Origin of the sequence: Actinopolyspora mortivallis DSM 44261 (assembly GCF_000384035.1) — a bacterium.
GTDB classification, from domain to species: domain Bacteria; phylum Actinomycetota; class Actinomycetes; order Mycobacteriales; family Pseudonocardiaceae; genus Actinopolyspora; species Actinopolyspora mortivallis.
The window spans coordinates 4,184,914-4,205,084 of the sequence record NZ_KB913024.1 but is presented as its reverse complement, the minus strand read 5'-3'; the positions used below and the strand labels follow the sequence as shown (position 1 = coordinate 4,205,084).

Below are 20,171 nucleotides of genomic sequence, written 5' to 3'. Positions count from 1 at the left end.
GGTTGAGCACCCTCGGCTCAAGCCGAGCACGGCGCCCGACGAAACCAGAGTGGGAGGTGAGCGCGATGTCCGGACTCCGCGACGACACCGCCGGGGCTGGCCCCCGGTGGAACGAGGCCACTCGGGCACGTCCGCACGACCTTCCACGCACCGAACATCCGACGGGTGAGCCCTGCGCGACCGACCCCACCACGGCCTTCGGCCTCGCCCAGTTGCACGAGGCCATAGCCGACATGCTCGCGACTCGTGGAAGGTGGCAGCAGGCGTACCGGCATCTGCGGACGGCGCTGGATCTGCGGGACAGCGAACCGAGCCCCCGTGTTCCCGAACAACTGCGGCACGAGGTGAACCGGCTGCGGCGGGAACACGCCCGCGCCAGGGAACAGAGCCTGCGCGACACTCTGACCGGCAGCTACAACCGCCGCTATCTGGAGGAACGTCTCGCCCGACTCCGTGAGGAGAACACCGCGGGACTCGGGATAGCCCTGGTGGATCTGGACTGGTTCAAGGAGGTCAACGACACCTACGGTCACGTGCTCGGCGACCGGGTGCTGCAACACGTGGTCGAATTACTCCAGCAGGAGCTGCCGAGCGGCGGGTTCTGCGCCAGATACGGCGGTGAGGAATTCGTACTCGTACTTCCGGGAGTCGACGCGGTCACGGCGATCTCCGTGTGCGAGCGAGCACGGGCCCGGATCGAGGGTTTTCCGTGGATGCGCATGGCCAGTGGCTTGCGGATAACGGTGAGCATCGGTCTCACCCACGACACCGAACGCACCCCGACATCGGTTTCCGCCGCCACGGAACAGAAAATTATCAGTGCCGATGTGCTGCTGTACGCGGCCAAACAATCGGGACGCAACACGGTGGCCTACCGCGCCAGCGGAGAAGTGCGATTGACCGGAACGTCCGAGTAATTCGAATAGTCACCGAAATACTACCCAACGCGTTCGTCGCACAATGCCGTCACACCGCACACACGACGGCACGAAGAGAGCGCGAGTTGTGACCTGTCCTACAGGGACCCGTGTTGTCGTGCACAGATCACGCGAATTCCGATGCCACTATCGTCAGCACGAACGATCGGCCGTAGCATCTTGGCCGAGTGTGGCGATACAGCATCGGGGGTGGGGATCGCCAAGCATCGGGACGAACACCAATGGCTGCAAGGTGGGAGGGAACACGGGTGCCGGAAAAACCCCGGGAAAACAGTTCGGGGCACCAGCGTTCCCACTCGGAGTGGGGCCCCTCCGCGGAGGACGCGGGCAACGAGACGAGCGAACGCGCCAGGTCGCGCAGGCGCAGGCGCGCCCTGGGTGACGACGGCACCGGTGGCACGCGGGTCGGTGACCTGTTGTCCAAACACGGCAAACGCGGGGCGCAGTCCACCGGTTCGCACCGTAGGGCCGCGGAGGACGACTCCGATGCTCCCTCCGAGACGGCAGCCCACCGCTCGGAGTCCCCCGAATCCGGCACTGCCGGTCCGGCGCACGACGGGACGGTGGCCCCGGCGCCCGGACCCCCGCTTGCTCCTCCACCCCACCCCGCCCACGGAGCCGAGGACGGCGCGGCGCGTCCGCACGGCGAGCCAGGTGCCGCACCGGAGGAGAACGTCTCCCCGAACCCGGAGCCGTGGCGCGGCCCCGCCGACCGGGAGCGGCGGTTTCCTCCCGCACCCGGTGGGTCCGCCCCTCCTCCGGTGGACGAGGTCGACGACACCACCCGTATCCCCCCGTTCCGCGGGGCACTGCGTCGTCCCAACGCGACGGGACTCAACCGCCCCAACCGCCCCGCCGCCCCCGGTGAGGTGGGCGCGCGACCCCCGGAGAACCCGCCCGCGCCGAACGTGGGCGCCCGGCAGCCGCTGCGGGGGGCGACTCCGGAGACCTTCACCCCACCGGCCGTGCCCCCGCGACCGGAGCAGCCCGCGATCCCGCCGGCGACCGGTCCCGCCGAACCGGCGGACGACGAGGCCACGATCCAGCACCCCCCGGTGCGGGATCCGCGAGAAACCGATTCCCGCCCGTCCGGGCCACCCACGGAGGTGACCGGGACTCTGGTGTCCCCATCGGATCCGCCGCCCCCGACACCGGGGCGGGGCACCGGGGAACCGGCCCAGCCGTGGAACCACCGACCGGCGGAGGGACGGACGCCCTCCGTGGAGGAGGCGCCCACCCGCCACGAACCACTTCCGTCCGCCCCCCGGGAGACGGACGAGCCCGAGCACGCGGAGTCCACCGAGGACGGGGTATCCGAGGCGGTCGAGGAGGAGTCCCTGCCGGAGGAGGACGCGGAGTCCGACGAGGACCGCGCGAACTCCATCGACTCCATCGACGCCACCCTGGCGCGTTTCTCGGCGGTGCACGACGAGCTGGCCGCCGAGGAGGCCAAGAAACGCAAACGCTTCGCGTGGTTATTCGGGGAGCGCAAGGAGCCCGAGCCCGGCCAGGACATGCCGTTCGACTTCACCTCGGACCGCGAGGGCAGCTCCTCCCGCGTGGAGTGGCGCAGGCACAAGCGCCGCAGGAGGCTGCGCAGGACGGCCAAGTCGCTCGCCGCCCTCGCCGCTGTGACCGTCTTCGTGGGCACCGGTATCGGCTGGGGAAGCATGACCTGGTGGGACGCCAGCTTCGTGCAGGTCCCCGCGTTGTTCCGCGACTCCGCCTCGATCCAGAACCCCGAGATGCAGGAGGGCGACCTGAACTTCCTGCTCATCGGATCCGACAGCCGGGAAGGCGCCGGGCGCGGCGACGACGTGGGCACCGCCGAGACGGTGGCCGGGGCACGCTCGGACACCACCATGATCGCCCACATCCCGGCCGACCGGAGTCGGGTGGTGGTGGTGTCCATCCCCAGGGACCTGGAGATCGACATTCCCGCCGACACCTGTACGGCCTGGGACGCCGCCACCGGGGAGTACACCGACAGCACGGTCCCCGCCCGGAACAACGTGAAGTTCAACACCGTCTATGCCGAAGGCGGTCCGCAGTGCGTCACCAAGAAGGTGCAGCAGCTCTCCGGGCTGGAGATCACCAACTTCCTGGGCATCAACTTCCAGGGCTTCAAGAGCATGGTCGACGCCGTGGGCGGGGTGCGGATCTGCACCAACAAGCCGCTCATCGACCGCGAGCTCGGTCCGGTGCTGGAGACGGCCGGGTGGCACGAGCTGCACGGCCAGCAGGCCTTGCAGTACGTACGGGCGCGCAAGGTGGTCGGTGACGCCACGTCGGACTACGGACGGATGGAACGTCAGCAGATGTTCCTGTCCGCGCTGCTGCGCAAGATGACCTCGGCGGACGTGCTGCTCAGCCCCGGCAAGCTCAACGACCTGGCCAACGCGGTCATCTCCAACACCTTCGGGGAGAACGTCGACAGCGGCAAACTCATCGCCCTCGGCAACTCCCTGGAAGGGCTCGATCCGGAGAAGGTCACCTTCGTGACCGTGCCGACCACCGGTGAGAGCAACGCCCGGGGCAACGAGGTGCTCCGCGAGTCGGCGGCGCACTCCCTGTTCCGCGCGATCATCGAGGACAAGCCCATCGCTCCGTCCTCGGGGGAGAAGTCGAAGCAGGCCGGTTCCCCGGCGCAGACCTCCCCCATGGCCGACGCGCAGCACACCGCCCCGGCCCAGACCGAGCCGAGCCAGGCCACCTCGGGCCCCTCCCCCGAGGAGACGAACGTGCGGGTGCTCAACGCCACCGACCGCACCGGCCTGGCCGGGGAGGTCTCCGAGAAACTGCGGGAGTTCGACTACTCCGTGCTCGGGACCGACACCCTGGACACCGCCGGCGAGCGGACCGTCATCCGGTACTCGGAGGGTCACCGCCAGCAGGCCGAGCTGCTGGCCTCCTCGGTACCGGCGGCGGAGCTGATGCAGGACGCCTCGGCCGGGGACGGCGTCCGTCTGGAGCTCGGTGCCGACTTCGACGGACGGGTTCTCCAGCCCGACACCGGCGACGTCGAGGTTCCGGACGGGCTGTGGACGGTCAACGCGGGCAAGGACGTCTGCGGTGGGGTGAACTGAGCTCGCGGAAAGCCGGTCCGCCGTGTGGCCGACGGGTGTCCGCCCCTGTGTGAATATTTTTCGCATAGCTGCTCAGTCCCCGTTCACCCCCGGTTAACCGCCGGGAACCCTGCGCGTCCCTCGTACGAAGTACGCTGGGGCTCATGCGTGAGGTCTACCAGGAACAGCTCGACAAACTGGCCGACGAGCTCGCCGCGATGTCGACGATGGTCGGCAACGCGATGGAGCAGGCAACCACCGCGCTGTTGGGAGCAGACCTGTCGTTGGCCGAGCAGGTCATCGACGATGACATGAAGGTGGACGAGGCGCGGGCTCGTTGCGAGGAGCACGCCTTCGGCCTGTTGGCGTTGCAGGCGCCGGTGGCCGGCGACTTACGCACCGTGATCTCCACCATCCACGCGGCCGAGAGTCTGGAGCGGATGGGGGACCTGGCGCTGCACGTGGCCAAGGCGGCACGCCGCAGGCATCCCCAGCCGGTGCTGCCGGAGGACGTCAAGACCTACTTCTCCCAGATGGGGCAGGTCGCGGTCACCCTCGCCAACCGGCTGAACCAGATCCTGCGTACCCAGGACGTGCAGCGGGCCCGCGACCTCGAGGTCGACGACGACGAGATGGACGACCTGCATCGGCACCTGTTCACCGTGGTCATGGGGTCGGAGTGGTCCCACGGGGTCTCGGCGGCGGTGGACATCACCCTGCTGGGCCGTTTCTACGAACGTTTCGCCGACCACGCCGTCTCGGTGGCCCGCAGGATCGTCTACGTGGTCACCGGTACCATGCCGAACAGCGACCGTCCGTGACGGCGGCGACGTTCCGCGACGGAGGAGGGTGCTCACCGGTCTTCCCGTCCTCGTCCCCCTGTCGCCCGACCGGGTGAGCAGTATTATTAGGCGGCGTTGACAGCCGGAGTTCCCCGTTCCGGTTGTGCGAGGCTTTCCGCCTGTGAACAGAAGTCCGACCGTCCATCGCAGGCGCCTGGGCACCGAGCTCCGCAGGATGCGGGAAGCGGCACAGCGGACGCACCGCGAGGTGGCCGCGTACCTGGACTGTTCCCAGGGCAAGATCAGCCAGATCGAACTCGGCCGGGTTCCGGTCCGTGCCGCGGACGTGCGCCTGATGTCCGAGTTCTACGGGGCCACCGCCGAACAGCTCGCGGAACTGCTGGAACTGGCGGAGGCCTCCCAGCAGCGGGGCTGGTGGCAGGAGTACCCCGGCGCGGCGCGGCGCAGCGGTTTCGACACCTATCTCGGGCTGGAGACGGCGGCCTCGGCGGTGAGCGTGTTCGGCGCCGACCCGCTGCCCGAGCTGTTGCAGACCGCCGAGTACCACACCGCGCTGCTGAACTCCTCCCGGAGCGGACTCTCCTCCTCCGAGATCTCCGACCGGCTCGCCGTGACCGCGATCCGCCAACGACGGCTGCGCGGCCAGGGAGCCCTGGAGCTGTGGGCGGTGCTGGACGAGGCCGCGCTACGCCGCCGGGTGGGCGGGCCCCGCCTCATGCGGAGGCAGCTGGAGCACCTGGTGCTGATGAGCTACCGCCGCAACGTCACCCTGCGGGTGCTGCCCTTCGACGCGGGTCCCCACCCGCTCATGGGGGAGCACGTCACGGTGTTCTCGTTCCGGGACGAGGCCGAGCAGCGGGTGGTGCACGTGGGAGACTCGACGAACTCCCGCTTCCTGGAGCGGGAGGGCGACATCGAGCCCTACCTGGCCGCCTTCCGGCGGGTGTGCTCGCTGGCACTGGAGCCCAAGCGCTCGACGATGCTGATCTCCAGCATCGCCGACGAACGGCCCTGGTACTCCTCGTGCAACCCGGCGCGGGGACGGGTGGTGACACGCACTCCCCGGTGAGCGTTCACCCGAAACGGCCGGAGATGTAGTCCTCGGTGGCCTTCTGGCTGGGGTTGGAGAAGATCTTGCCGGTCTCGCCGATCTCGACCAGTTTGCCCGGCTGGCCCACTCCGGCGACGTTGAAGAACGCCGTCTGGTCGCTGACCCGCGCGGCCTGCTGCATGTTGTGGGTCACGATCACGATCGTGTAGTCCTTCTTCAGCTCCGCGATCAGGTCCTCGATCGCCAGCGTGGAGATCGGGTCGAGGGCGGAACAGGGCTCGTCCATGAGCAGGACGTCGGGCTGCACCGCGATGGCACGGGCGATGCACAGCCGCTGCTGCTGGCCGCCGGAGAGTCCCCCTCCCGGTTTGTTGAGGCGGTCCTTGACCTCCTCCCACAGGTTGGCTCCCCGCAGCGAACGCTCGGTGATCTCGTCCAGTTTCCTCTTGTTCTTCTCCCCGGCCAACTTCAGCCCGGCGACCACGTTGTCCCTGATCGACATGGTCGGGAAGGGGTTGGCCTTCTGGAAGACCATCCCGATGGTGCGGCGCACCTGCACCGGGTCCACCCCGGGGGCGTAGATGTTCTCGCCGTCCAGCAGCACCCGACCTTCCACCCGGGAACCGGGCACCACCTCGTGCATCCGGTTCAGCGAGCGCAACACCGTGGACTTGCCGCAGCCGGAGGGGCCGATGAAGGCCGTGACGCTGCGCGCGTGCACCTGCAGGCTGACGTCCTGGACCGCGTGGAACTTGTTGTAGTACAGGTTCAGGTTCTCGATGTCGAGCCGTTTCGCCATGGTCGGCTACCGCCCTACTTGGTCTTCACCGCGAAAAGCTTGGACAACAGCGTCGCGATCAGGTTGATGAGCATGATCAGCAGCACGAGGGTGAGCGCGGCTCCCCACATGCGGTACTCACCGGCTTCGGTGGAGGTCTTGCGGGCCGTGTAGACGGTCAGCGGCAGCGAGGCCATCGGCCCGTCGAAGAGGTTGAAGTTGATCGCCCGGGAGTAGCCGACCAGGATCAGCAGCGGCGCGGTCTCGCCCATGACCCGGGCCAGACCGAGGATGATCCCGGTCAGGATCCCCGACAGGGAGGTGGGCAGCACCACTTTCACGATCGTCTTCCACTTGGGAACGCCGAGCGCGTAGGAGGCCTCCCGCAGCTCGTCCGGAACGATCATCAGCATGGTCTCGGTGACCCGGACCACCACGGGCAGCATCAGCAGCACCAGTGACAGTGACACCGCGAACCCGCTGCGGTCGAAACCGAACGTGGTGATCCACAGCGCGTAGATGAACAGACCGGCCACGATCGAGGGAAGACCGCTGAGGATGTCCACCATGAAGGTGGTCGTTTTGGCCAGCCTGGAGTTGCGCCCGTACTCGATGAGGAAGATCCCCACGCTCACCCCGAGCGGAACCGCGATCAGCGCGCACACCAGCGTCTGCTCCAGGGTGCCGACGAGGGCGTGGTAGATGCCCCCTCCGAAGTCGTTCGGAAGCAGCCCGTAGAAGGAGTGCGTCCACCAGTCGGCGTTGAGCATGGGCACCAGTCCCCGCCGCACCAGGGTGACCAGCACCCACAGCAGCGGGATCACGGCCACCACGAAGGCCAGGGCGAACAGCGTGGTCGCCGCGTGGTTCCTGACCTTGCGTCCCAGGCTGAGCGGCTGGAACGCCGGGGTACGCGCGGGCCGTTCGATGTCGGCGGTGTCCGTTCTCATTCCTTCCCCCTCCCGCTGCTGCTCTCGATCCAGCGGGCCAGCGCGTTGACCGCGAAGGTGCTGACGAACAGCACCAGACCGGCGGCGATGTAGGCGCCGACGGTCAGGTTGTCGTTGAACTCCGCCGATCCGAGGGCGATACGCGAGGCGAAGGTCGCCCCGGCGTCGAAGATGCTGTAGTGCGGGCCCTCGTAGGTGTAGCTGAGGATGACCGTCAGGGCCACGGTCTCGCCCAGCGCCCGGCCGAGACCGAGCATCGACCCGCCGACGAACCCGCTGCGGCCGAAGGGCCACACCGTGGTGCGCACCACCTCCCACTTGGTGGCGCCGAGGGCCAGCGCGCCCTCGATCTGGGCGCTTGGGGTGCGGGCGAACACCTCGCGGGCGACGCCGGTGATGATCGGCAGGATCATCACGGCCAGCACGATCCCGGCGGTGAACACGTTGGAGCCGCTGTCGGCGGGAACGTTGCCGTCCCCGAAGATCGGGATCCAGCCCAGGTTGGTGTTGAGCCAGACCGCGACGGGTTTGAGCACCGGGGCCAGCACCAGCGCCCCCCACAGCCCGTAGATCACCGAGGGGACCGCGGCCAGCAGGTCCACGACGTAGGCGAACGGTCGGGCCAGCACCCGGGGGGCGTACTGGGTCAGGAACAGCGCGATCCCCGCGGCCACCGGCATCGCCAGCACCAGCGCGAACACCGAGCTGGCCACGGTGATCCAGGCGAGGTCCACGATGCCGAAGGCCAGGTGCTCGGGATCGCCGGTCTCCCACCTGCCGGAGAGCAGGAAGTTGGCCTCGTTGGCGTGCAGTGCGGGGATGGCCCTGATGAGCAGGAAGAGCCCGATGGCCGCGATGAGCGCCACCACGAACGCGCCCGAGGCGGTGGCCATCGTCCGGAAGATCCGGTCCCCGACGCGGACGACCTTCTTCTCGTTGGGAGGGTTCGGCGGGGTCAGGGGGGCTTCCAGCACGGGGCCTTCCGGGGTGTTCACCGGAGCCGCGCCGTTCTCGCCGGGTGGGGCGGCCCGCTGGGAGTTCGTCGACTCGGTCACTGCCGTTCGCAGCCTCTCCGTTGTTCGGCTCGCTGTCCGTGTTCGCCTCGTGGGTTCCACGAGCTGTCACACCGCCCAGCGGCCCGTCCGGGGGACATGTGGCCTGCTGGTTCACACACGCGTTCGGGCCGGGTGGGGTACCCGGTCCGGTGCCGGGAGGACCTCATTCCCGGATGGCCTCGATGGAATCGAGAACCTTCTTCCTGAACTCGGGGGGCAGCGGGACATGGCCGGCCTGCTCGAGGTTCTCCGCGCCCGCGTGGGCGGCGACCCGCAGGGCCGCCTTCACGGAGCGGGCGGTCGGCGCGTCGTAGCCGTCCGAGCACACGATCTCGTAGGTGGCCAGCACGATCGGGTACACCCCGGGAGCGTCGTTGCCGTAGAGGGACTCGAGGTCCAGTCTGAGATCGTGGCCCTGTCCGGAGACGCGGGCGGACTCGATGGCCCTGCCGGCGGACTCCCCGGTCAGTTCGACGGGGCCGCTGCCGCTGTCGATCGCGGCGATGTCCAGTCCCACGTTCTTGGGAAACGCCCAGGCGGCGTAGGTGATTCCGCCTTCGGTCTGTTCCACCGAGGAGGTCACACCGTCGGTGCCGGAACGGCCCTGGCCGACCCCGCGCCCGGGGCGGAAGGTCTTGCCCTCCCTGTCCCAGAGTCCGTCGGTGGCCACGGAGAGGTACTTCTGGAAGTTGGCCGAGGTGCCCGACTCGTCGGAGCGGTAGAAGGGGACGATGTCGAGCGCGGGCAGCGAGCTCTCCGGGTTGAGCCGCTCGATGGCGGGATCGTTCCACCGGGTGATCTCGCCCTGGTAGATCTCGGCGATGACCTCGGGGCTGAGGGTGAGGTCCCGGACGCCGGGGACGTTGTAGGTCATCGCCAGCGGGCCGAAGACCATGGGGATGTTCCAGGCGGGGTTGCCTTCGCAGCGCTGCCGGGCCGCCTCGACCTCGTCGCCGGTCAGCGGCTCGTCGGAACCGGCGAAGTCGACCTGGCCGGCGGTGAAGGCGGCCACGCCCTTGCCCGAGCCGGACGAGGTGTAGTTGAGGTGGCTTCCGGGGCACTTGACTCCGAAGTCCCGGGCGAAGACGTCCATGGCGTTCTTCTGCGCCGAGGATCCCTCGGCGACCACGGAGGCACTTCCGCAGTCGACCTCCAGTTCACGCAGCTCCGGGTTGAGGTCGGCGTTGGTCACGTTCCGGTCCGTTCCGCACGCGGAAAGTGCCAGCACGCCCACAGCGAGAGCCCCGAGTACGGCCCTGTGCCGCCCGATGTGCACGTCGTTCCTCCAAGAGCGGGAGCCAACGGCGTGTGCCGTTCACCCTCGGGACGGTACGACCATTCGGTAGCCGCCAGCCACCATTCAGGTGAACAAAAAGTGAACACAGCACGCTACGTAAGCAATCCCACAGCTGTGTGGGCGAGCGAACGATAGGCCCACTCACCCACACAGCAGAGTCGAACACGGTGTGTCCGCAACAGGGTCACAGGCCGAACTGGGCGTCGACATCCCAGCGTTCGAAGCCGAGTCGGCGGTAGACCGCCACGGCGGGACCGTTGTCCGCCTCCACGTACAGCATCACCCGTGGGCACCCCACGTCCCTGAGGTACCGCAGCCCGGCGAGAGTCAGCGCCCGCCCGAGCCCACTACCCTGTGTGTCCGGATCCACGCCGACCACGTAGACCTCACCGGTGCCGTCGGGGTGAACCTTGGTCCAGTGGAAGCCGAGCACCGTGTCCGACTCGTCCACCGCCAGCAGGAACCCGGCGGGGTCGAACCAGTCGAGCCGCTCCTTCTCCCGCAGCTCCGCCTCGGTCATACCGCCCTGCTCGGGGTGCCACCGGAAGGCACGGTGGTTGACCCGGACGAGCTCCGGCTCGTCCCGGTCCACCCGGAAGGAGCGGATACTCACCCCCTCGGGCAGCCTCGGCTCGTCGAGCTCGGCTCCGGCCAGCTCGCGTCCCATCCGCCACAGCTCGCGGACCCGCACGGCCCCGAACCGCTCGGCCAGCCCCACCGCGTCGGGCAACAACCCGTGCGACCACAGGCGCAACCCCCCGGTATCCCCCGCCGGGGCCTCGGCCGTGAGCGGAACCTCCGCCCGTTGGGCCAGCGCCCGGACCAACTCGGTGCCCACCCCTCGCCGGCGGGAACCGGGGCGCACCGCCAGCTCGGCCACCAACGGCTGACCCGCGGCCTCCCCGGAGGTGTCCAGGTGGGCGTAACCCGCCAACTCACCGTCGAGCCGGGCCACGAAGTGCTCCGAGCCCGGCACGTCCGCCCGGACCGGCTCGACCTGTTCGGCGACTCCCCGGTGGGAACGCAGTCGCAGGAACACCTGCTCGCCCACGGGGGCCACCCCGTCCGTTTCCTCCGCCTCCGCCAGCAGGTTCTCGACCTCGGCGGTCTCGGCGTCATCCAGTCCGTTTCGCCACGTCAGCTGCACCACACCGGCCGAGATTACCCACACTCGCCCGTTCGGGCCGCCCGTCCGCGACCACGGGGGAACGTCTCGCCGTGTGAGGACTCCCACCGCTCCCGAAGAGGCACCCGCACGAACGGGCTTCGTGGCCTCACTCGCCGGCCCGGGCCGACAGCTCCTCACCCGCCCGGAAGACGGCCCGCTCGGAGGAGTCGTCCTCCTCGCCGTGCTCCTCGCCGGACAGCGCGGCCCGTTCCGCCTCGTGGGCCGCCGAGTCGGCCCGTCGGGAACCGCCACCGTCCCTGCCGGAACGGGCGGGGCGGACGAACTTGTAGCCCACGCTGCGCACGGTCCCGATCATCGCCTCGTGCTCGGGGCCGAGCTTGGCCCGCAGCCGCCGGATGTGGACGTCGACGGTGCGCGTCCCGCCGAAGAAGTCGTAGCCCCAGACCTCCTGCAACAGCTGCACCCGGGTGAACACCCGGCCCGCGTGGGTGGCCAGGTGTTTGAGCAGCTCGAACTCCTTGTAGGTGAGTTCGAGGGCACGACCCCTCAGCCGGGCCGTGTAGGTCTCCTCCTCGATGACCAGGTCCCCCACCGTGACCGGCCCGCCCGCGCCGGCGGCGTTGCCGTGCTGGGTACGCAGCCGGATCCGCGCGTCCACCTCGGCCGGTCCCGCCGTGGGCAGCAACACGTCGTCGACCCCCCACTCGGAGTTGACCACGACCAGTCCGCCCTCGTTCACCACCGCGAGCACGGGCACTCCCATGGCACCGGAGGACAGCATGCGACAGAGGTCGCGTGCCCGCGCCAGATCGCCACGCGCGTCCACGAACACGAGTTCGTGACCGACCGCCGTGGCCATCGCCGAGGAGTCCGGAGGCACCACCCGCACCCGGTGGGGAAGCAGCGCGAGGGAGGGCAGCACGGACTCGCAGTCGGACTCGCCGGACACCAACAACAGTTCGGAGCTCATCTGAAGGCCTCCGTAAACCGGTTTCCACCGGTGTGGGCAACACGGACGGCGAGGCTCCGTTGCCTCCGATGAGCGGCAGAATACCCGTCACGTCGCCGACAGGCACGGGTAACACGGCGCACATCACACGCCACCGCCGGCAGCGGCGTCGGATCTTTCGGTGAACCGCGTGTGAACGCGATTCTTCCGGCGCCGTGAAGGCCCGACCAGTGGTTTTCCGCACGGATCAGCCGGAGGCCCCCGGCCCCCGGCCAAGGTGTGCGATCCTCGAAAGCGGTGCTCTCCCGGATTCCTCCGTGGACACGCGGAGGAGCCCTCACCCCGACCCCCGGACGGAAGGGAACCGGCGTGCAACGTGCCTTCCCGAAGAAGCTGGTCATAACGCTGTTGGTGGTGCTCGGTCTGCTGGTGGCCGCCGACTTCGGTGCCGCCGCGGTCGCCGAGAACCGGGTGGCCACGAAGTTGGGGGACAGTCTCGAACTCGGCCAAGAGCCCGAGGTGCGGATCAACGGGTTCCCGTTCCTGACCCAGGCCGCGCGCGGGGACTTCCGGGACGTGTGGTTGGACGCGCCGGGCGTGGACGCGGGTCCGTTGTCGGACGTGGACGTGCAGGCCGATCTGCACCACGCCCGGGTGGACACCTTCGCGATGATCGGCGGTGGTTCGAGCAGGATCGACATCGCGGAGGTGGTCGGACGCGCCCGGATCGACGAGTCCACGCTCCAGGAGGTGCTTCCGGTCCAGAAGCTGAGCATCTCCCCGACGGAGACCGCCGCGGACCCCGGCGAGGGCTCCGTGGCGGGAGTGCGACTGGAGGGGGTCGTGGGCATCGCGGGAGTCACCAACCGGGTGACCGTCACCGGACGGCTCGTGGTGGCCGACGGCGGGATCAGGATCGAACCGCGTCGGCTGGACCTGAACAACGACGAGGTCGGTTCCGTGGAACTGGCGGGCCGTTTCGAGCGGGCGATCCTGGGGCGGTTCACCACCACCCTCGAACCGGGGATGCTGCCCTTCGACGTGCGACCGACCGAGGTCCACGTCGAGCGGGGCGCCCTGGTGGTGGAGGGAACGGCCCACGACGTGACCGTCAACGGGCCCGGAACGGGAAACTGATGTCACCGGGCTGGTGGACCCTGGCCGGTGTGTCGCTCGCGGTGCTGACGCTCGGTGCGCTGCTCCGGGTGCGGGCGGGCAGGATCACCACCCCGGGCACCTTCCGCGGCGAGGAGAGGGGACGACGACCGGTGTTCGAACAGCTTCCCCCCGAGATGGCCGAGGCGCTGCGCGGTGCCGTGCGCCCGCACGGGACGGAGGCCGACGCGGCGGTGACACTGGTGCAGCTGTCCACGGCGTTCTGCGCGCCGTGCCGGCACACCCGCGTGCTGTTGTCCGCGCTGGCCGAGCGGGAGCCGGCAGTGCGGCACGTGGAGTTCGACCTCAGCCACCACCCCGAGTGGTCGACACCGCTGGGGGTGCACACCACCCCCACCACCATCGCCCTCGACCCGAACGGCCACGAACTGTTCCGGATCCGGGGAGTGCCGCGCCGGGAGGGACTCACCGAGGCACTCAGGTCCTATGTGGATTGACGGGCGCCTACCGCCCGGGCCGGTCACCGCCCGTGTCGGGCCGAGGAGGACGGGCCGTCCCAACAGGTGAACAATCTTTCCGATCGCCGGTCGTGACCGGTAGTCTGCGTGACGTGCACGTACTGCTGACCTCCAGACGCGTGGTGGATCTGTGCCGCGTCGGAAGCAGCCTGTGTCGTAGGAGATGACCAGGGCGGCGGGAGGCGACCGCCGGAGAAGCGCTCACGACCGACGTGGCGCGTGCGACGCCCGACGGACTCGACGATCCAGCCCACCGGCCAGGAGAGCCCATGTCGACAGATCACCCTGTAGATCCCCGTGGTGTCCGCTTCACGGCCTGGATCACCAGCGGTGTTCTCTCCGTGGGCCTGGTGACGGGAAGCTGGCGCGTCCTGGCGGCGCAGACCGCGCTGTTCGCGCTCTGCGCCTTCGTCGGGCTGCGGATGAACCCCTGGGGTCAGCTGTACCGGAAGACCCTGCGGTCCCACCTGCGCGAGCTCCCCGAGGAACAGGGGGAGGATCCGGGGCCGGTCCGCTTCGCCCAGGGGGTCGGCTTCGCCTTCACCCTGCTGGCCACCGTGGGCTACGCGACGGGCTGGACCACCTTCGGCGTGGTGACCAACGCGCTGGCGCTGGCAGCCGCCCTGCTCAACGCCGCCTTCGGCTACTGCCTCGGTTGCCGGCTGTACCTGCTGGTCCGCAGGTTGGCACCCGCCGGATCCCCCACCGAGAGCCACTGAGATTCCGCTTCGCCGATACGAACGAAGGAGCCCATCCATGAGTCGTGAACAGGTCCTGGTGAGTACCGACTGGGCCGAGCAGAACCTGGACACCGAGGGGGTCGTGTTCGCCGAGGTCGACGAGGACACCACGGCCTACGACAACGGACACATCCCGGGCGCCGTCAAACTCGACTGGCGCAACGAACTGCAGGACCACGTGCGGCGCGACTTCGTCGGCCGCGAGGAGTTCGGCAAACTGCTCTCCTCCAAGGGTATCTCGAACGACGACACGGTGATCCTCTACGGCGGCAACAACAACTGGTTCGCCGCCTACGCCTACTGGTACTTCAAGCTGTACGGGCACCGTGACGTGCGCCTGCTCGACGGCGGACGCAAGAAGTGGGAGCTGGACGGCCGCGAACTGACCAAGGACGTTCCCCAGCGTCCGCGCACCAACTACGTCGCCGCCGAGCCGGACACCTCCATCCGCGCCTTCCGCGACGAGGTCGTGGACGCCATCGGAAAGCGCAACCTCGTCGACGTCCGCTCGCCCGACGAGTTCTCCGGCAAGCTGCTCGCGCCGGCCCACCTTCCGCAGGAGTCCGCCCAGCGCGGCGGGCACATCCCCTCCGCCATCAACGTTCCGTGGAGCCGGGCGGCCAACGAGGACGGCACCTTCAAGTCGGACGAGGAACTGCGCAAGGTGTACAACGAGGCCGGGCTGGACGAGTCCCGGGACACCATCGCCTACTGCCGCATCGGGGAGCGTTCCTCGCACACCTGGTTCGTGCTGCACGAACTGCTCGGCCACCAGAACGTGAAGAACTACGACGGCTCCTGGACGGAGTACGGCTCGCTGGTGGGCGTGCCGATCGAGAACCCGAGTGAGCAGGAGGCATGACCATGAGCAGCGGATGCGGAGCACCCGACCAGACCGGGGCCGTCGACACCGACACCGGGGACCAGACCGTCCTGGCGGGCAGGATCCGCTCGGGTGGCCAACCGGTCGGCGGAGCCTTCGTGCGGTTGCTGGACTCCTCCGGGGAGTTCACCGCCGAGGTCGTCTCCTCCGAGGAGGGCGACTTCCGTTTCTACGCCGCCCAGGGCTCCTGGACCGTACGCGCGCTGCACCGCGACGGCAGCGGTGAGGCCGAGGTCTCGGCCCAGGGTCCGGGACTGCACCGGGTGGACGTCTCGGTGGCCTGACATCCCGGTTTTCCGACCCGACCAGCCTCCCGACGGCGGAAACGAGCCGTCGGGAGGCCGCCGTGTCCTCCGGGGAGAGTCCGCCGTGCCGACACGGAGACCCGCTCACCGGCCCCGTTTCGACCGCAGCAGCGCGAACGCCCGCTCGTCCCGGTCCTGGGCGGCGGGGTCCGAGTCGGTGCGGCAACCGACGGTGGTGAACTCCACCACCTCCCAGCCGGTGCGGTCGAAAAGCCGACGCAGCCCCGTCTCGGAGAAGATCCAGTAGTTCGTGGGGTCGTTGTTGGCCTCGGTGGGGTGCAGCAGGTAGGCCACGGGCTGCTCGGCCAGCCGAATGCCGTGGTCCGGGCTCAGCTGGGCTATCCGAGTGGACAGAAAGCACAGTTCGGTGTGCTCGGCCAGGGTCTCCAGCACGTAGAACGGGTTCTTCAGGTGGTACAGCAGGCCGAGGAACAGCACCGCCCCGTAGCGCTCGGCCGGAAGCCGGAACTGGCTGTCCAGGTCCACGTCGTGGATCTCGGCGGAGGAACCCAGCCGCCGCGCCAGCAGCCTCGCCCCACGCAACCCGTTGTAGTTGGGGGCGGCCGTGTCCACCAGGTCGACCCGGCAGCCCAGCTCGTCCTCCAGGAAGAACCCCAGATCACCGTCGGCCGCGCCGATGTCGGCGATCCGCTGCCCGGCCAGCCCGCCGAAGACCTCCCGGTTCCGTCCGGTGAGCAGCCCGTCCAGGTGCAGCACGTTGGCCAGCGTGTCGAAGGGGTACCAGTCGAACTCGGGGTCGATCTCCTTCTTGCGCCGCAGCAGTTCCTCGCGGTAGGCGAGGGCCCTGTCGCGCAGCGTGTCGAAGTCCATGTGATTCCCGTCTCCTCCGCGTGAGCTCCGGTGCCGCTGAGCACCGAAACACGGTCGTGGGCGTGGTCGCTCCGGCAGATCATGCCTCAGGCCACATCCCGTCGGAGGCGGGTGGTGGTTATGCTCTCGGGCGTGACACTCATCGACTTCCTGCACTACGGCTTGGTCAGTCTGGTGGGGATCGCCGCCATCGCCACCCTCTGGTTCGCCTGCTACGTGGTGTACCGCCTGCACAGCGACTGATCGTGGGAGCACAACGGGGGGTCCAGGCGCGGCCCCGCAGAGCGGGGCGCGGTAGTCTCGGCACCGATGTCTGCCAACCAGCCCTCCGAACAGTCCGAGTCCGCCCACGGTGAGCCGCAGCCCGGCAGCGGGGACGCGGCGGTGCGCGCCCAGGCGCAGCGCGCCGAGAAGACCCGGGGGCGTAACATCCCGCAGTTCGACGACCTGCCCGGGATGGGCGACACCGCGAACCTGCGCATGGGTCCCGACCTGGATCCGGCCTGTCTCGGTCTGCTGCCGCTGGTCGGTGTCTGGCGCGGTGAGGGCGAGGCGAACCATCCCTCCCTCGACGAGAAGTACCGCTTCCTGCAGCAGGTCACCTTCGCCCACGACGGCAGGCCGTTCCTCTACTACGAGAGCCGCGCCTGGAAACTGGACGGCGAGGGCGGCGACATCGTGGAACCGGCCTTCCGGGAGCTCGGCTGGTGGCGGCCCCAGCAGGACGACAGCATCGAGGTGCTGCTCGTGCACGCCTCCGGGGTGGCGGAGATGTTCTTCGGCAAACCCCGCAACCAGGCGAGCTGGGAGTTCTCCACCGACGCGGTGCTGCGCACCCCCACCGCCGACGACGTGACCGCGGCCACCCGCCTCTACGGGGTCGTCGAGGGCTCGCTGGCCTACGTCGAGGAGCGGGCCACCTCCGAGCACGAGCTGCAACCCCGGCTGTCGGCGAAACTCGAACGCGTGGTGGGCTGAGCCCGCCGGGGCGCTGCGGCGGGCGGAGCGCTCCTGCGGGGCCGGTTCAGTACTGGGCCTCGTAGATCCCCCGGATCCTGCGGTGCAGCTCCGGATCGGTGGTGACACGCTCGCCGTCCAGGGTGTGCACCTGGGTGATCCGGCGGATGCTGGAGGCCAGCCACAGCCCGTCGGCGGTGCGGAGGCGGTCCACCGACACCGGTTCCACGCTGGTGTTCCAGCCCGCCGTGGGGGCGGCCCGGAACAGGGCCCCCTGGGTGGTCCCCCGGAGGATGCCCGCACTGGGCGGTGGGGTGACCAGGGTGTTCCCCTCGGCCAGCACCACGGTGGAGGTCGGCCCTTCCAGCACCGAACCGTCGGTGGCGGTGAACACGACCTCCTCGGCACCGCGCCGTTCGGCCTCCCGCAGGGCGGCCATGTTCACCGCGTACGAGAGGGTCTTCGCCGACAGCAGCAGCCACGGGGCGCGCTCCGTCAGGTCCGGGTCGATCCCGCGTTCCAGCGTGACCACCGAAACCCCCTCGTCACGTTTGCGCAGCAGTTCCGCCGACAGTGACTGCCCCGTCGCGAAGGCCGTGGGGGTGCCGTCCCCGCCGTCGACACCGCGGGTGCAGACCAGCTTCACCGCGAGTTCGGGCTCGGACTCCCAGGGCCACTGCTCCAGCACGGCCCCCACGGCGCGGTGCCAGTCCGCGTCCTCCGGCGGCCGCAGGTCCATCAGCCGCGCGGAACGTCGCAGCCGGTCCAGATGGGGTTGTAGTTCCCTGGGTTTGCCGTCGACGGCCAGAATGGTCTCGAACACCCCGTCACCGCGTTGCACGCCGAGGTCGTCGGCACGCAGCAGGGGGCTTTCCGGATCGACGTGGGTGCCGTCGAGCAGAGCCAGAACGCGCATGTTCGCAGCCTAGTAGGGACGCCCACCTCGGCCCTGTGAGGTGTCCTCGGCGGGTCCGACCCCCTTGTCGTGGCGGCCCGCGCGGGCCGCCTCCGGCGCGACGGACGTACGATCGTGGGGCAACCACCAGGGAGACGACGACCACGGGAGTATGCCGTGACCGACCGGGTAACCAGCACGGCTCGGCACGACGAGCGGGACGGCGAGAACGCCGTCGCCGGGGGCGGCGACGACACCGGCGAGGACGAAAGCAGCACCGCCCTGCGCAGCACACTGCACCGTCGGGGGAGGCGCATGACCCCGCAGCGGCAGCTGGTGCTCGACTCCGTCCGCGAGCTGTCCCACGCCACGCCCGAGCAGGTGTGCCGACACATCCAGCGGACCGCCCCGACGGTCAACATCACCACCGTCTACCGCGCACTCGACCTGCTGGAGGAGCTGGGCCTCGTCCGGCACACCCACCTCGGGCACGGGGCCCCCACCTACTCGGTCGAGGGTCACGAGCACGTGCACCTGGTGTGCCACCGGTGCGAGGCCGTGGACGAGGTGCCGTGCGAGATGCTCGACGACCTGGCCGAACTGCTCGACCGCACGCGCGGCTTCGCGCTGGACGCCACCCATCTCGCGTTGTCCGGGACCTGCCGGCGGTGTCGTGCCTCCGAGGAGGCCGGGGAATCCGCACCGGCGTCCGTCCCCGATGGTTCGGTGGAACCCTCGTAACTCGCCGAGGAGCGAAATTGGACTCACCCTTGCTCGAACTTCCGGGTGCGGTACCCGCGCCGGACGACTCCCCGGACGCCGGTGTCCCGTGGCACTTCGGCGACCCGTTCGGGGAGCAGCGCGCGGCCGTGCGCAGCGCCGTGGTGGTGGACCGTTCACACCGCCAGGTGGTGGCGGTGCCCGGACAGGAGCGGCTGAGCTGGCTGCACCTGGTGCTGTCCCAGCACCTCACGGAACTGGGAGAGAACCAGGGCACCGAGGCGCTGGTGCTGGACAGCCAGGGTCGGGTGGACTGCCACATGCTGGTGGCCCACCACGAGGAGGTCGTCTACCTGGACTACGAGGCCGGGTCCACGGCCACCAGCGCGCTACCCAGCATGGGCACCGACGGCACCCAGTCGCTGGCGGAGTACCTGGAGGCCATGCGGTTCTGGTCGGCGGTCGAACCGCGCGAGGCCACCGGGGAGTTCGCCGTGTTCACGGTGCTCGGTCCCCAGGGTGCCGAGGTGCTGGAGCGGGCCGGGATCGCCGAACCCCCCACCGCCCCCTACGGAGTGGTGGCACTGCCCGGCGGCGGGCTGGCCCGGCAGGTGCCGTTCCGGCAGGTGTACGCGGTGGACCTGCTGGTTCCGCGCGCCTCGATGGTCGACTGGTGGAGGCTGCTGACCGACAGCGGTGCGCGCCGGGCCGGGACCATGGCCTACGAGGCGCTCCGGGTCGAGGCCCTGCGCCCCCGGGCCGGGCTGGACACCGACGAGCGGGCCATCCCCCACGAACTGGGCTGGATCCACACCGCCGCCCACGTGGCCAAGGGCTGCTACCGGGGGCAGGAGACCGTGGCGAAGGTGCACAACGTCGGCAAGCCCCCCAGGCGGATGGTGCTGCTGCACCTGGACGGCTCGGTGGAGATCCGGCCCGAGACCGGCGATCCGGTCCGACACGGGCAGCGTTCCGTGGGGCGCGTGGGCAGTGTGGTGATGCACCACGAGCTGGGGCCGGTGGCACTGGCGCTGCTGAAACGCTCCGCCCCGGTGGACGCGCAGCTCACCGCCGGGGACCCGGAGCAGGAACGTGCCGTGGCCGCCTCGGTGGATCCCGACTCCGTGCCCCCGGACACGGGCGAGCCTCCGGGCCGTGTGGCCGTGCAGGGACTGAAGGGACAGTGACGCG

At 69.6% G+C, this 20,171-nt stretch carries 20 protein-coding genes; 12 read left to right on the top strand and 8 right to left on the bottom strand.

Features of this window, described 5'->3' with window-relative positions; all coding sequences use genetic code 11:
• Window positions 1–65 precede the first annotated feature (65 nt).
• The 4 genes from ACTMO_RS0119785 to ACTMO_RS0119770 all read left to right on the top strand — a co-directional run bounded on the left by ACTMO_RS0119785 (window position 66) and on the right by ACTMO_RS0119770 (window position 5,875).
• Window positions 66–917 (top strand): GGDEF domain-containing protein, encoded by an 852-nt coding sequence (locus ACTMO_RS0119785; protein WP_019856419.1) that lies wholly within the window; start codon window positions 66–68, stop codon window positions 915–917.
• Window positions 918–1,186: 269 nt separating this feature from the next.
• A complete protein-coding gene (locus ACTMO_RS0119780; RefSeq protein ID WP_019856418.1) occupies window positions 1,187–4,024 on the top strand; it encodes an LCP family glycopolymer transferase in 2,838 nt (945 codons plus the stop codon).
• Window positions 4,025–4,167: 143 nt separating this feature from the next.
• Window positions 4,168–4,824 carry a phosphate signaling complex protein PhoU gene (gene phoU, locus ACTMO_RS0119775; RefSeq protein ID WP_019856417.1) on the top strand — a complete coding sequence of 219 codons (657 nt, stop codon included), beginning with the start codon at window positions 4,168–4,170 and terminating at the stop codon, window positions 4,822–4,824.
• Between the two features lie 142 nt (window positions 4,825–4,966).
• Entirely contained in the window at window positions 4,967–5,875 is a 909-nt protein-coding gene (locus ACTMO_RS0119770) for a helix-turn-helix domain-containing protein (RefSeq protein ID WP_019856416.1), read from the top strand.
• A gap of 4 nt (window positions 5,876–5,879) precedes the next feature.
• Here ACTMO_RS0119770 and pstB read toward each other — a convergent pair whose 3' ends face one another.
• The 6 genes from pstB to ACTMO_RS0119740 form a co-directional block, all read right to left on the bottom strand.
• Window positions 5,880–6,656, bottom strand: coding sequence for a phosphate ABC transporter ATP-binding protein PstB (pstB, locus tag ACTMO_RS0119765; RefSeq protein ID WP_019856415.1), 777 nt, complete (start codon window positions 6,654–6,656; stop codon window positions 5,880–5,882).
• A gap of 14 nt (window positions 6,657–6,670) precedes the next feature.
• Window positions 6,671–7,585 carry a phosphate ABC transporter permease PstA gene (gene pstA / locus ACTMO_RS0119760; protein WP_019856414.1) on the bottom strand — a complete coding sequence of 305 codons (915 nt, stop codon included), beginning with the start codon at window positions 7,583–7,585 and terminating at the stop codon, window positions 6,671–6,673.
• Window positions 7,582–8,640 carry a phosphate ABC transporter permease subunit PstC gene (gene pstC, locus ACTMO_RS0119755; protein WP_019856413.1) on the bottom strand — a complete coding sequence of 353 codons (1,059 nt, stop codon included), beginning with the start codon at window positions 8,638–8,640 and terminating at the stop codon, window positions 7,582–7,584. Before pstC ends, pstA begins: the two co-directional genes overlap by 4 nt.
• A 163-nt stretch (window positions 8,641–8,803) precedes the next feature.
• Complete coding sequence (pstS, locus tag ACTMO_RS0119750) at window positions 8,804–9,916, bottom strand: phosphate ABC transporter substrate-binding protein PstS (protein ID WP_019856412.1); 1,113 nt, start codon at window positions 9,914–9,916, stop codon at window positions 8,804–8,806.
• 205 nt (window positions 9,917–10,121) lie between these two features.
• Complete coding sequence (gene mshD / locus ACTMO_RS0119745) at window positions 10,122–11,087, bottom strand: mycothiol synthase (protein WP_026449430.1); 966 nt, start codon at window positions 11,085–11,087, stop codon at window positions 10,122–10,124.
• A gap of 124 nt (window positions 11,088–11,211) precedes the next feature.
• Complete coding sequence (locus tag ACTMO_RS0119740) at window positions 11,212–12,036, bottom strand: response regulator transcription factor (protein WP_019856410.1); 825 nt, start codon at window positions 12,034–12,036, stop codon at window positions 11,212–11,214.
• A gap of 348 nt (window positions 12,037–12,384) precedes the next feature.
• Here ACTMO_RS0119740 and ACTMO_RS0119735 point away from each other — a divergent pair, with 348 nt between their 5' ends.
• The 5 genes from ACTMO_RS0119735 (at window position 12,385) to ACTMO_RS0119715 (ending at window position 15,556) form a co-directional block, all read left to right on the top strand.
• A complete protein-coding gene (locus tag ACTMO_RS0119735) occupies window positions 12,385–13,152 on the top strand; it encodes an LmeA family phospholipid-binding protein (protein WP_026449429.1) in 768 nt (255 codons plus the stop codon).
• Window positions 13,152–13,628 carry a TlpA family protein disulfide reductase gene (locus ACTMO_RS0119730; protein ID WP_019856408.1) on the top strand — a complete coding sequence of 159 codons (477 nt, stop codon included), beginning with the start codon at window positions 13,152–13,154 and terminating at the stop codon, window positions 13,626–13,628. The genes ACTMO_RS0119735 and ACTMO_RS0119730 overlap by 1 nt, the downstream gene beginning before the upstream one ends.
• A gap of 290 nt (window positions 13,629–13,918) precedes the next feature.
• Window positions 13,919–14,368, top strand: coding sequence for a DUF4395 domain-containing protein (locus tag ACTMO_RS0119725; protein ID WP_019856407.1), 450 nt, complete (start codon window positions 13,919–13,921; stop codon window positions 14,366–14,368).
• Between the two features lie 37 nt (window positions 14,369–14,405).
• Window positions 14,406–15,251, top strand: a complete 846-nt coding sequence (locus ACTMO_RS0119720; RefSeq protein WP_019856406.1) for a sulfurtransferase — start codon at window positions 14,406–14,408, stop codon at window positions 15,249–15,251.
• A complete protein-coding gene (locus tag ACTMO_RS0119715; protein WP_019856405.1) occupies window positions 15,248–15,556 on the top strand; it encodes a DUF1416 domain-containing protein in 309 nt (102 codons plus the stop codon). Before ACTMO_RS0119720 ends, ACTMO_RS0119715 begins: the two co-directional genes overlap by 4 nt.
• A gap of 105 nt (window positions 15,557–15,661) precedes the next feature.
• On the opposite strand, the gene ACTMO_RS0119710 is transcribed toward ACTMO_RS0119715, so the two are convergent.
• The gene (locus ACTMO_RS0119710) at window positions 15,662–16,408 is read right to left on the bottom strand and encodes a methyltransferase domain-containing protein (RefSeq protein ID WP_019856404.1); all 747 of its coding nucleotides are present in this window, start codon (window positions 16,406–16,408) and stop codon (window positions 15,662–15,664) included.
• A gap of 309 nt (window positions 16,409–16,717) precedes the next feature.
• Here ACTMO_RS0119710 and ACTMO_RS0119700 point away from each other — a divergent pair, with 309 nt between their 5' ends.
• Window positions 16,718–17,386, top strand: a complete 669-nt coding sequence (locus ACTMO_RS0119700; RefSeq protein ID WP_019856402.1) for a heme-binding beta-barrel domain-containing protein — start codon at window positions 16,718–16,720, stop codon at window positions 17,384–17,386.
• Window positions 17,387–17,432: 46 nt separating this feature from the next.
• Here ACTMO_RS0119700 and ACTMO_RS0119695 read toward each other — a convergent pair whose 3' ends face one another.
• Complete coding sequence (locus ACTMO_RS0119695) at window positions 17,433–18,281, bottom strand: aminodeoxychorismate lyase (RefSeq protein ID WP_019856401.1); 849 nt, start codon at window positions 18,279–18,281, stop codon at window positions 17,433–17,435.
• A 156-nt stretch (window positions 18,282–18,437) separates the two neighbouring features.
• On the opposite strand from ACTMO_RS0119695, the gene ACTMO_RS0119690 reads away from it, so the two are divergent.
• A complete protein-coding gene (locus ACTMO_RS0119690) occupies window positions 18,438–19,001 on the top strand; it encodes a Fur family transcriptional regulator (RefSeq protein WP_019856400.1) in 564 nt (187 codons plus the stop codon).
• Between the two features lie 17 nt (window positions 19,002–19,018).
• Window positions 19,019–20,167: a CAF17-like 4Fe-4S cluster assembly/insertion protein YgfZ gene (gene ygfZ / locus ACTMO_RS0119685; protein ID WP_019856399.1), complete on the top strand. Its 1,149-nt coding sequence runs from the start codon at window positions 19,019–19,021 to the stop codon at window positions 20,165–20,167.
• The last annotated feature ends 4 nt before the right edge of the window (window positions 20,168–20,171 follow it).